Source organism: Janthinobacterium rivuli (assembly GCF_029690045.1).
GTDB lineage: Bacteria > Pseudomonadota > Gammaproteobacteria > Burkholderiales > Burkholderiaceae_D > Janthinobacterium > Janthinobacterium rivuli.
Genome location: NZ_CP121464.1, coordinates 2734305 through 2746204 on the forward strand (window position 1 = coordinate 2734305; position 11900 = coordinate 2746204).

11 protein-coding genes are annotated in these 11900 nt (G+C 63.6%); 3 read left to right on the plus strand and 8 right to left on the minus strand.

The genetic code is table 11. From position 1 onward, the window contains the following. Window positions 1-32 precede the first annotated feature (32 nt). From P9875_RS12605 to P9875_RS12620, 4 genes are read right to left on the minus strand one after another with little or no spacing between them, the layout of a single operon-like run. Window positions 33-1199, minus strand: coding sequence for an ABC transporter substrate-binding protein (locus P9875_RS12605; RefSeq protein WP_225240838.1), 1167 nt, complete (start codon window positions 1197-1199; stop codon window positions 33-35). Between the two features lie 60 nt (window positions 1200-1259). Next, on the minus strand, window positions 1260-2798 hold the full coding sequence (locus tag P9875_RS12610) for a class I adenylate-forming enzyme family protein (protein ID WP_278318570.1): 1539 nt from the start codon (window positions 2796-2798) through the stop codon (window positions 1260-1262). 11 nt (window positions 2799-2809) lie between these two features. Beyond that, window positions 2810-3964, minus strand: a complete 1155-nt coding sequence (locus P9875_RS12615; RefSeq protein WP_278318571.1) for an acyl-CoA dehydrogenase family protein — start codon at window positions 3962-3964, stop codon at window positions 2810-2812. 39 nt (window positions 3965-4003) lie between these two features. After that, window positions 4004-4828, minus strand: a complete 825-nt coding sequence (locus P9875_RS12620) for an IclR family transcriptional regulator (RefSeq protein WP_035817702.1) — start codon at window positions 4826-4828, stop codon at window positions 4004-4006. A gap of 297 nt (window positions 4829-5125) precedes the next feature. Here P9875_RS12620 and P9875_RS12625 point away from each other — a divergent pair, with 297 nt between their 5' ends. Both P9875_RS12625 and P9875_RS12630 read left to right on the plus strand, forming a co-directional pair. Further along, window positions 5126-7099 (plus strand): TonB-dependent receptor plug domain-containing protein, encoded by a 1974-nt coding sequence (locus P9875_RS12625; RefSeq protein ID WP_278318572.1) that lies wholly within the window; start codon window positions 5126-5128, stop codon window positions 7097-7099. 30 nt (window positions 7100-7129) lie between these two features. Then, a complete protein-coding gene (locus P9875_RS12630) occupies window positions 7130-7666 on the plus strand; it encodes a molybdopterin-dependent oxidoreductase (RefSeq protein WP_278318573.1) in 537 nt (178 codons plus the stop codon). 50 nt (window positions 7667-7716) lie between these two features. On the opposite strand, the gene P9875_RS12635 is transcribed toward P9875_RS12630, so the two are convergent. Genes P9875_RS12635 through P9875_RS12645 form a run of 3 tightly spaced genes read right to left on the minus strand, consistent with a single transcriptional unit; the run spans window position 7717 to window position 10584 of the window. Continuing rightward, complete coding sequence (locus tag P9875_RS12635) at window positions 7717-8646, minus strand: alpha/beta hydrolase (RefSeq protein ID WP_278318574.1); 930 nt, start codon at window positions 8644-8646, stop codon at window positions 7717-7719. Beyond that, on the minus strand, window positions 8643-9509 hold the full coding sequence (locus tag P9875_RS12640; protein ID WP_278318575.1) for an alpha/beta fold hydrolase: 867 nt from the start codon (window positions 9507-9509) through the stop codon (window positions 8643-8645). Before P9875_RS12640 ends, P9875_RS12635 begins: the two co-directional genes overlap by 4 nt. 13 nt (window positions 9510-9522) lie before the next feature. Next, window positions 9523-10584: a sugar phosphate isomerase/epimerase family protein gene (locus tag P9875_RS12645; RefSeq protein WP_278318576.1), complete on the minus strand. Its 1062-nt coding sequence runs from the start codon at window positions 10582-10584 to the stop codon at window positions 9523-9525. Between the two features lie 140 nt (window positions 10585-10724). Between P9875_RS12645 and P9875_RS12650 the strand changes: the two genes are divergently transcribed. Beyond that, window positions 10725-11324 (plus strand): TetR/AcrR family transcriptional regulator, encoded by a 600-nt coding sequence (locus P9875_RS12650; RefSeq protein ID WP_278318577.1) that lies wholly within the window; start codon window positions 10725-10727, stop codon window positions 11322-11324. Between the two features lie 25 nt (window positions 11325-11349). On the opposite strand, the gene P9875_RS12655 is transcribed toward P9875_RS12650, so the two are convergent. Then, window positions 11350-11721: a flagellar basal body protein gene (locus tag P9875_RS12655; RefSeq protein ID WP_278318578.1), complete on the minus strand. Its 372-nt coding sequence runs from the start codon at window positions 11719-11721 to the stop codon at window positions 11350-11352. Window positions 11722-11900: the final 179 nt, after the last annotated feature.

Below are 11900 nucleotides of genomic sequence, written 5' to 3' on the forward strand. Positions count from 1 at the left end.
CAGGCGCGCGCGTGTGCAGCGGGAGGCTGCTGTTACCAGGGCAGGGCGGGATAGGCCAGCTTGCCCGTCGCGTGTTCCTTCGGCCAAACGATCACCACTTTCTTGTCCTGGTGCTGCGCCATGCGGTGCACGAAGTTCTGGTTGTCGCCATTGGCGGCGAACTGCACCCGGCCGATCAGGGTTTCGCGGTCCGTCTTGCGCATTTCCTCGGCCACGCCGCCTTTCTTGAGCGTGCCCTTGTCGGCCGCGCGCGCGATCGCCTCGAACAGCAGCATCGACTGCACGTAGCCGAACTGGCCCAGGTAGTCGGGCTCCTTCTTGTACAGTTGCTTGTAGGCGTCGCTGAAGGCCTTGCCGTCGGCCGTCTTGAATTCGGTGGGGAAGGGCAGCAAGGCCGTGCCGAACACGTTCGGCATCAGGTCGGGAAAATCGGCCGCCATCTTTGGCGTGGCCAGCGACCACACGCCCACCATGGCCTTGATCTTCGGTTTCAGGACGCGGGCGGCGCGGATGATGCCCACGTAATCGTTTTCGTAGCCGACCATGGCGACGACTTCCGATTTATCCTGCAGCTTGATCTTGTTGATGATGGGCTTGAAGTCGGTGATTGCCGGGTCGAACGAGTGCGTCGTCACTTTCACGCCCTTGGCCGCCAGGGCCTTTTCCACATCCTTGGCCAGGCCCGTGGTGGCGTCCTTGGTCGAATACACGATGGAGACGGACTTGGCGCCCACGTCGGCAAGCAGTCCCAGCATGGCTTTTTCGTAGCCGGCCGTGTTATTGATGCGGAAAAAATTCTTGCGTCCGCTGCTCACCAGGCTGTCGTCCACACCGCCCGAGGTGATGTAGACGAGACCCAGTTTATTCGCCGTGTCCGAGGCGGGCGAGATATTGTTCGAGCCATAGCCGCCCGTGATGGCTACCACGCCCTGGCTGGCCAGCTTTTCCACGGCGGCGATGGCCTTGGCGGGCGCCGATTCGTCGTCGACGGTGATGATCTTGATCGTGTGCTTGCCGTTGGTCTTGTTGAAGACTTCGGCCGCGACCATGATCCCTTCCTGCATGCCGGCGCCGACGCGCGCCAGGTTGCCCGTCAGCGGGATTTCCGCGCCGACCAGGAATTCGTCGGCGCTGGCCTGCGTCATCCAGGCGCTGGCAACCAGCGCTGCCATGGCGATGCGTGTGTAGGTGCGTTTCATCGTGTCTCCTCCGGTGATGTGGCTTGGTTTTATTGTCGGGTCTGGTACTACATGGTCAACTTATCGTGCATTCTGCGCCATTTGCCGCAGCTGTCCCTTTAAAATCTTGCCCGTGGCGGCCGCCGGCAGCGCTTCCATGACGATGATGGCGGACGGGCATTTGTACGGCGACAGCGTCTGCGCCAGCCAGGCCTGCAATTGTGCCACGCTGGCGGGCTGGCGCGGATCCAGCTCCACATAGGCGATGACGTCCTCGTTGCCATCGTCCACAGTGCGTCCCACCACGGCCGACTGCACCACGGACGGGTGGGCGTTCAGGGCCGTTTCCACTTCCAGCGGATACACATTGAAGCCCGAGCGGATGATCAGTTCCTTGGTGCGGCCCACGATGAACAGCGCGCCGTCCGGGTCCTGGCGCGCCATGTCGCCCGTATTGAGCCAGCCGCCGTCGCGCATGGTGGCCGCCGTCATGGCCGGTTCGCGGTAATAGCCGGCCATGATGTTCGGCCCGCGTATCCACAATTCGCCCGGCTCGCCCGGCGCCACGTCCGTGCCGGCCACGTCCACCACGCGCACTTCCACGCCGGGAATCGGCATGCCGACGGAATCGTCGCGGCGCGGCGTTTCCAGGCGCGTCTGGCTGATGGTGGGCGCGCTTTCCGTCATGCCGTAGCCATTGTGCAGCGCGGTGCCCAGCAGCTTTTCCACCTCGTGCTTGAGCGACGGCGCCAGCGGCGAGCCGCCCGCATACGCAAAGCGCAGCCGCGTCGGCAAAGGAGTTTCCGCGCCGCCCAGGGTTTGCAGCAGCTTGGCGTACATGGCGGGCACGCCCTGCACGATGGTCAGCTCATCGTCCTTCAGCGCCGAGAGCAGGCCGTCGACGGAAAAGCGCGGCACCAGGTACAGCGCGGCGCCCGCGTACAGGGTGCCCAGGGCCACCGAGGCGAGGCCGTACACGTGCGAAATCGGCAGCACGCCGTAGGCGCGGTCGGTGCGCGTCAATCCCCGCAAGGTGCTGGAGACGGCGGCGATGAACAGCAGGTTGCGGTGCGTGAGCATCACGCCTTTCGACTGGCCCGTCGTGCCCGTCGTGTAGATCAGCGCGGCCACCTGTTCGTTGCCGGGAACAGTGTCTTCCGCGATGGCCAGTTCGTTCAAGTCGCCCGCCAGCAGCTCGCCCATGCCATCGACCGTGGCGCTGGCCGCGCCCAGACGTGCGGCATGCGCGGCCGCTTCCGGCGAGGCGCCGGCCAGGAACAGCACGCGCCGCGCGGAACTGTGCGTGGCGATGGTGTCGATCTCGCGCGCCGACAGCCGTGCATTGACGTTGACGATCCACGCATCGATGCTGGCGGCAGCAAAAATCAGCGCTACCTGCAGCGCGCCATTTTCGCCCACCACCATCAGGCGGTCGCCTGCGCGCACGTCCAGCTGGCGCAGCAGCTGCGCTGCGTTTTCCACACCGTGCTGCAACTGGGTATAGGTCCAGTGGCGGCCACCTTCATGCAGCGCCGGCGCATCGGGCGCGCGCGCGGCCCAGTAGGCGGGGATGGCCGACAGGCGTGCTGGCAAGCCGGCCAGCAGGGAAGGGATGTCCATGGCTGCCTCCTTCACTTTTGCGCTGCCTTGATCATGTTGCGCGCGATGACGATCTGCTGGATCTGCGTCGTGCCCTCATAAATGCGGAACAGGCGAACGTCGCGGTAGAAGCGTTCGGCCGCGTATTCGCTGATGTAGCCGGCGCCACCGTGGATCTGCACGGAGCGGTCAGCGACCCTGCCGCACATTTCGGAGGCGAACAGCTTGCAGCACGACGCTTCCGTCGAAATGTCTTCCTTGTTGTCGCGCCGGCGCGCCGCGTCGAGCACCATGCTGCGCGCCGCATAAATCTCCGCCTTGCTGTCGGCCAGCATGGCCTGGATCAGCTGGAATTCGGCAATCGGCTGGCCGAACTGCTGGCGCTCCATCGCGTAGGCCAGGGCGTCGGCCAGCATGCGTTCGGCTGCGCCCACGCAGACGGCGGCGATATGCAAACGCCCCTTGTCGAGCACCTTCATGGCGGTCTTGAAGCCCACGCCTTCCTTGCCGCCGATGATATTCGCGGCCGGGACACGGCAGTTTTCAAAGATGACGTCGCAGGTATGCGCGCCTTGCTGGCCCATCTTCCTGTCGATCTTGCCTAAAGAGAGGCCCGGCGTTTCCTTTTCCACGATGAAGGCGGAAATGGCCGAGGCGCCCCGCTTGACGGGATCCGTGCGCGCCATGACGGTAAAAATGCTGGCCTCTGGCGCGTTGGTGATATAGCGCTTGCTGCCGTTGAGGATATAAAAGTCGCCATCGCGCACGGCCGTCGTGCGCAGCGACGCCGCGTCGGAACCGGATCCCGCTTCCGTCAGGGCGAAGGAGCCGATGATGTCGCCGGCGGCCAGCTTGGGCAGGTAGTATTGTTTTTGCGCTTCCGTGCCGTCGATGACGATGCCTTGCGAGCCGATGCCGTTGTTCGTGCCGATCAGCGAACGGAAGGCGGGCGAGGTGCGGGCGATCTCGAAAGCGACGCGCACTTCCTCTTCCATGCTTAGTTCCAGGCCGCCGTAGGCTTCCGGAATCGACAGACCGAACAGGCCCAGTTCGCGCATCTGCGCCACGATGGCGGGCGGGATCGTGTCCGTTTCCGCCACCAGCGCCTCGTTCGGCACCAGCACTTCGCGCACGAAACGGGCGATGCTGTCGAGCAGGATGTTCAGGGTTTCTTCGTCGCGTATCATCAGGGTCCTCGTAGGCGATGTTGAGAGGGGGCGCGCAGTCTAACCGCGGCCCAGGTTTTTTTCCACTGTCTTGACGAGGGCGACCAGGCGCGGCCCCAGGTCCGATTCGAGCTTTTCACGCGACAGCAAAAAGGCGGGGCCGCCGCAATTGAAGGCCATCACCTGTTCGCCATCCGCTCCCAGCATGGGCACGCCCACGGCATGCACGTCGTTCTGCCACTCGCCGGCCGAAATGCAAAAGCCCCGGTCCTGATAATCCTTGAAACCTTGTTCGATGCCGGCCTTGATGCGCGGCCAGCGTTCCGTCTCGTGCACCCTGGCGTGGTCCATCAGGTAGTCGCGCTCGGCCTGCGGCAGGATGCACAGCAGGGCTTTGCCCATGGCCGTCGTCATCAGGGGGATGCGCGAGCCGACATCGAGGCGCAGGGTGACGTTGGCGCTGCTGCGGCACGTCTCCACGTAGACCATGCTGAGGCGGTCGCGCGTGCCCAGCGACACGGACGCTTGCGCATGTTCGGCCAGTTCCTCCATCAGCGGGCGCGCCATCTTGCGCACGTCGAGGTTCGACAGCATGCGGTAGCCGAGGGCCAGCACGCCGGCGCCCAGCTGGTATTTGCCCAGGCTGTCCGAGTAATTGAGGTAGCCGAGTTTGGTGAGCGTGTAGGTGAGGCGTGAAATCGTCGGTTTCGGGATGCCCGTGCGCTTGGCCATGTCCGCGTTCGACAGATAGACTTCGCCGGGACGGAAGCAACGCAGCACTTCCAGCCCGCGCGCCAGCGCGTTGACGAACTGGCGGTCCTTGCCTTCCTCGTCATCGCCAAAGACGATGAGTTCCGGATCTGCCGCGGTCTGAATATTTGTCATATTTGCATTCATTTTCAGGCTCCCTGGAAATCAGTTTGCCTAGTCAAATGGGACGTGTCAATCGTTTTGTGAAACATTCGTTCGCACAGCGAAATGGTGCGGTGCATGAAATTGTGCATGAATTTTTCCCGGAAAATTGACCTGCGCAGCGGTTTGTGGCCTTGTCGCTTGAGCATCGTTATATACGTCTGTATATTGCGCTGTTGGATGGCGGCCGCCGCATGCGTGGCCGATTTTGTATTTTTTTGCATATCGCTATATAAAGCGATATATAACGAGAAAGAAAGATTAACGACGATGTTGAAACAGGTAATGGCAGGCGCCGTGATGCTGGCGCTGGCGCAGCAGGCCGCCGGCAAGGAAGACGCGGATGCGGCGGCGCCGTTCGTGCTGGGCACGGTAACGGTGGTCGGCCAGCGCGAGCAGGCGGGGCAGATGGAACAGCAGGTGGGATCGCAAGTGAGCCGCGCCCAGATGCGCCGCTTTAACCGCGATAACGTGGGCGACGCCTTGAATCTGCTGTCCGGCGTGTCGCTGTCGACGAATACGCGCAACGAAAAAACCATCGCCATCCGCGGCTTTGATGCGCGCCAGGTGCCGCTGTACATCGACGGTATTCCCGTCTACGTGCCGTACGACGGCTACGTCGATTTCAACCGCTTCACGACGAGCGACCTGGCGGCCATCCAGGTGGCGAAAGGGTTCAGCTCCGTGGCGTACGGCGCCAATACCCTGGGCGGCGCCATCAACCTGGTGTCGCGCAAGCCGACGGCGTTGACGGAAGGCGATGTGTCCGTGGGTTTCGGCTCGGGCAGCGAACGCCAGGTGTCGGCTAACGTGGGCACGAACCAGGGCCTGTGGTATCTGCAGGCGGGCGTGTCGTATATCGACAGCGACGGCTTTCCCCTGTCGTCCGATTTCCGCCCGACGGTCACGGAAGATGGCGGCATGCGTAACAACTCATATCGCAAGGATCACAAGCTGTCGTTCAAGGTGGGTTACACACCTGTGGTTGGTGATGAGTATGCCCTCAGCTACTACAAGCAGCATGGCGAAAAGGGCCAGCCGCCATCGACGAATCCCGTCGGCGCGCGCTACTGGCAATGGCCGTACTGGAACAAGGAAAGCGTGTATTTCGTCTCGCAGACGCGCTTGGGCGAAGCCGAGCGTTTGAAACTGCGCCTGTACCACGACAGCTACGACAATGAAATCACGTCCTACACGAACGGCAGCTACGGCACCCTCAAGGCGAGTGGCCAGGGCAGCGTGAGCGGTGGGCGCAGCATCTATAACGACCGCACGAATGGCGGCCAGGTGGAACTCGAATCGTTCCGCCTGGCCGCGCACAGCCTGCGTTTTGTGGCCAGCTACAAGGCCGATGAACACCAGGAGCTCGATGCCAAGGGCGTGCGCACCACCTGGTACAAGGATGCCCTGTGGACCCTGGGCGCGGAAGACAGCATCGCCCTCAATGCGGCGACGGAACTGTCGCTGGGCGTGTCGCGCAATGCACTGCGCCCCGACACCGTCTACAGCGCCGGCAACGCCTACACCTTGCCGGAGAATCAGTCGGCCACCGACTTGCAGGCGGGCCTGTTCCATCAATTGCATCCCGAGGCGAAGGTATATGCCACCGTGGCGCGCAAGTCGCGCCTGCCGACCCTGAAGGATCGCTACTCGCAGCGCCTGGGCACGTATATCGAAAATCCGGCCCTGCGTGCGGAACAGGCGATCAACTATGAGCTGGGGTATCAAGGAAACGTGGAGGGCGCCAGCCTGGAAGCGGCGCTGTTCTACAGCGATGTGAAGGACAAGATCCAGAGCGTGGCGAACGTGGCGGGCGTGCGTGCGCAGATGCGCAACGCGGGCAGGGCGCATATCAGCGGCGTGGAACTGGGCTTGCGCGGGCGCGCCGGCGCATGGCTGGACTGGGGCGGCAACTACACCTACACGGACATGCAGAACGTCAGCGACCGCGCCATGCGCCTGACGGATGTGCCGCGCCACAAGCTGACGGCGCATGCCGTGCTGCACGCTTCGCGCCAGATCGACGTGGTGGCCATCGCGGAATCGAACAGCGGGCGCTGGGTGTCGAACACCCTGGAACTCGGTGGATTTGCGACGCTGAACCTGAAGGCCGTGGTCCGGCTCTTGCCAGCCTTGACCCTGGAAGCGGGCGTGAGCAACCTGGCTGACCGCAATTACGCGCTGGCCGACGGTTTCCCCAGCGCGGGCCGCACGTGGCTGGCCAATGCGCAATACCAGTTCTGATTTTTTGATCGTTCCATGAAAGGACACAGCATGTTGAAGAAAATATTCGCCGGTTTTGCTTCGGCCTCGTTGCTGGTGGCGGCGCCCGCGTGGGCCGACCCGGCGCCGGCGCGCGACAATATGAGCCACGCGCTGACCGTCACGGGCATGGTGGAAACGCCCTTGACCCTGAAGGTGGCCGACCTGCGCCAGCTGCCGCCGGCCAACGGCGGGGAAATCGCTGTCACGCGCCACAATGGCGACAAGGCAGAGACCATCACCAGTTACAAAGGCGTGCGCCTGCGCGACATCCTCGGCAAGGCGGTGCTCGATGCACCGGGCCACAACGACGTCAAGAAGCTCGCCATCATCGCCACCGCCACCGATGGCTACGCGGTGGTGTTTTCCTGGGGCGAGCTGTATAACTCTCCGGCCGGCGAAGGCATCATCGTCTACTACGAAAAAAACGGCAAGGCGCTCGACGAGAACGATGGCGAGATCGCGCTGATCTCGGCGAAGGATATTCGCACGGGGCCGCGCCATGTGAAGTGGCTGAACGGTATCGAGGTGCGCAAGCTGGTGGAATAAGGAAGTGACAAGATCGGCCGCCGTGGAGCCATCCCCGGCGGCCGATGTTCTTACCTTGCCAGTGCTTTTTTCATCGCCTGGCCCGCCACCTCGAACAATCCCCGCGCCGCTGGCGTCAAGCCCAGCATGTGCATAGCCGCATGGATCATGCCGTCAAGCTGCACGCACTCTGCCGCCACGCCATCGTCGCGCAGCCGCTGTGCGTACGTTACCCCCTCGTCATGCAGCGGGTCGTACTCGCATACCAGCACGGTTGCCGGCGGCAAGTCCTTCAGCGTACTTGCCCGCAATGGCGCCGCATAGGGTTGCGTGCCGTCGGCCGGTTCATTCAGGTACGCCGACCAGCAAAAACGCATGGCTTCCCGCGTCAGCGAATGGCCTTCCGCATGGCGCTGGTAGGACGGCGTGTCGAAGGCAAAATCAAGCGCCGGGTACAGCAGCAACTGGTGCGCCAGCGCGGGACCGGCCTGGTCGCGCGCCATCAGGGCGGCGGCTGCCGCCAGGTTGCCACCCGCGCTGTCGCCGCCCACGGCCAGCCGCCGCGCATCGATGCCCAGCGCCGCCGCATGTTCGGCGACCCAGCACAGCGCCCGGTAAAAATCGTCGAGCGGCACGGGGAACTTGTGCTCGGGCGCCAGCCGGTAGTCGACGGAAAAGATCACGCAGCCGGTGGCGTTGGCCAGTGCGCGGCACGGGTTGTCGTACAGGTCCAGCGAGCACAGACACCATCCGCCCCCATGCGCAAAGACGATGGCGGGCAAGGGCTGGCCCGTCTCCGCGCCGGCCGGCACATAGGCGCGCACGGCCAGTGCATGCTCGCCGGGCAGCACGTAATCCTTGACCGACGCGACGTCTTCCAATGGCCCGTGCAACTGGCGCAAGCCCGTTTCCGTGGCTGCGCGCAAGTCTGCCAGCGAGGCGGCCGGCGGCGCATCTTTTGTCTGTTCCAGCCAGGCGGCGATCAGCGGATCGAGGCTCATGCGTTGTTTCCTGACTTTTCTCCGGCCAGGAACGGCAGCAGATGGGCGATGAACGCCTCCGGCTGTTCTTCCATGATGAAGTGGCCGCATTCGGCGACGATGGCGCCTTGCAAATTGTCCGCCTTGCCCTGCATGGTCAGCAGGGGCGCGTCGTTTGTCGCATGGTCGGCGCCGATGGCCAGCACCGGCATGGCCAGGCTCTTTTTCGCCCGCTCGAGGTTTTGCTTGATGGTTTCGGGAATGGCCCGGTAGTAGGCGAAGCCGGCGCGCAGGGCGCCTGGCGTGGCGTAGGCGTCCGCATACACGTCGACGGCCACCTTGTCGCGGCGGTACGACCAGCGGTCGAAGATGAAGCGGATGTACTCGCGTTCCTTGCCCGCCGTGAGCATTTCCGGCAAGTCCAGCACCTGATTGAACATGAAGTGCCACAGGAAGATATTGTCGGACGGCGCGACAAAAATGGGCGGCGCCGGCGCCAGGCCGGGAATGACGGCTTCCGTCAGCGCCAGTTTCGTCACGGCCTGCGGGAAATCGCTGGCCAGCGCATAGCCGACCCACATGCCGATGTCGTGGCCGACCACGTCGTACTGCGCGTGGCCCAGGGCCAGCATGGCGCGGTGCAGGGTAGTTGCCACGGCGCCCGTGTCGTAGCCGCCGGCCGGTCGGTCGGAGTGGCCGCTGCCGGGCGGGTCGATGGCGACGGCCTGGTAGCCGTTGGCGGCCAGCGCCGCCATCACGTGGCGCCACGCATACCAGGTTTGCGGCCAGCCGGGGATCAGCAGCACGGGTTTGCCTTCGCCAGCGATGACGCAATGCAGGCGCTGGCCGTCGATGCGGACGTAGTCGTGAATGAAGTCGTTCATATGGTTTCCTTGATTAGTTGTGCTGGATGCCCAGCAGAGTATGGATCTGCTCTGCGCTGACGGGGGCGCCGGCGAAGTCGTCGAAGATCTTGTCCGTGACGGGAATGATGTGGGCATTGATGAAGGCCACGCCTTCGCGCGCGCCCACCTCCTGGTCCTTCAGGCAGCACTCCCACTCCAGGGTGGCCCAGCCCGCGTAGTCGTTCTGCGCCATCTTCGAGAAGATGGCCTTGAAGTCGACCTGGCCATCGCCGAGCGAACGGAAACGCCCGGCGCGGTTTTCCCACGACTGGTAGCCGCCGTAAATGCCTTGCCGCCCCGTCGGATTGAACTCTGCATCTTTCACATGGAACATGCGGATATGGTCCTTGTAGATGTCGATGAATTCCAGGTAGTTCAGCTGCTGCAGCACGAAGTGGCTGGGGTCGAACAGCATCTTGCAGCGCGGATGGCGGCCCACGCGCTCGTAGAACATTTCGAAGCTGATGCCGTCATGCAGGTCTTCGCTGGGGTGGATTTCGTAGCACAGGTTGACGCCTTGTTCCTCGCACACGTCGAGGATGGGCAGCCAGCGGCGCGCCAGTTCGTCGAAGGCCGTCTCGATCAGGCCGGGCGGACGCTGCGGGAACGGGAATAAATATGGCCAGGCGAACGAGCCAGAAAACGTGCCCATGTCGGTCAGGCCCAGGCGCTTCGAGGCCATGGCCGCCAGCTTGACTTGTTCGATGGCCCATGCCGTGCGCGCTTCCGGCTGGCCGTGCAGGTGTTCCGGCGCGAAGCTGTCGCACAGAGCGTCGTAGGCCGGGTGCACGGCCACCAGTTGGCCGAGGATGTGCGTCGTCAGTTCACTGATGACGAGGCCATGGCCCGCCAGCATGGCGACCAGATCGTCGCAATACTGCTGGCTGTGCGCGGCCTGCGCCACGTCGAACAGGCGCGCATCCCAGGCGGGAATCTGCAGGGCCTTGAAGCCCATGCCGGCCGCCCACTCGGCGATGGCGGGCAGGGTGTTGAAGGGCGCCGTGTCGGCGGCGAATTGTGCCAGGTGCAGGCTCGGTCCTTGGATGGTTTTCATATCGGCTCCTATTGTTTGTCGATCGACAAAGAATAGGCGAAATTTTCTGTTCGGTCAAGGCGGTCATGCAAAATAAATCGCGAATGCGCGGCGGGCGCCAGGCGTTATACTGGCCGCCAGTTCGTAAGCAGAGGATGAAAATGGCAGGAAGACCGAGGGAATTTGACCGCGCGCTGGCGTTGGCAAAAGCGCGCGATGCGTTCTGGATGCGCGGCTACGAGGGCGTGTCGATGGCCGATCTGGTGGCGGCGCTGGGCATCGCCTCGGCGCGCATCTATGCGGCGTTCGGCTCGAAGGAGCAGCTGTTCCGCGAAGCCGTGGAATTGTATGAAACGGGCGAAGGTGCGTTTGCCGTGCACGCGCTGGCGGCCAGCCTGAATGTGCGCGACGCCGTGGCGCGCATGCTGGAAGAAGCCGTGCTGCTGTACACGCGCAGCGGCCAGCCGCAAGGCTGCATGGTGGTCACGGCCGCCACGAACACGAGCGCGGACAACGCGGGCATCGCCGACTGGCTGGCGCAGCACCGCCGCGCGCGCACGCAAGCCGTCATCGAGCGTTTGCGCGCGGCGCAGCTGGCGGGAGAATTGAAAGAGGAGGCGGACGTGCAGGCGCTGGGCGACTATTATGCGGCCTTGCTGCATGGCCTGTCGGTGCAGGCGCGCGACGGCATTCCGGCCGAACGGCTGCTGGCGCTGATTCAACCGGCGCTGGCGCCGTTGGCGCTGGAAATGAAAAATTAAACTATCTTGTCGATAGTCGCCGTGTTTAAGTCTTGACGTCGATCAGGCTGCCCAGGGCCTGGTCGGCCGCCTTGACGACATTCGCCGACAAATTAAAGCCGGCCTTGTAGACGAGGTTATCCGTCAGTTCGGACGCGAGGCCCACGCCGTTCGGCCGGCTTTCGGCCGCCCTGGCCGCATTCGCGTTGGCGCCGCTGACGCTTTCGCTGGCGGCCAGCTTGCGCCCTTCGACAGAGAGGGTGACGCCCGTGCCGGCCGGGCTGGCTTCCTGGAACTGGGCTTGCTGCGGCTGGAAACCCGGCGTATTCGCATTGGCGATATTGTTGGCGGCCACATCCAGCGCGCGCTGGTTGGCGGTCAGCCCCGAGGTGCCGGTGGTGAGGGCGGATATGGACATGGCAACTCCTTCAGTAGGCTTCCAGTTTACTCCCGCCATCGGAAAAAGTGGTTGGTGCAAGGCAACAATTTTCCCCACAGGTGGTTGCCGCAAAAAATATGTGCGTCACGTAATTTTTTTATATTGTTCTGTGGCATTTCACTGTCTAGACTGGCAGGGAAGTCATCCACGGAGTCCGC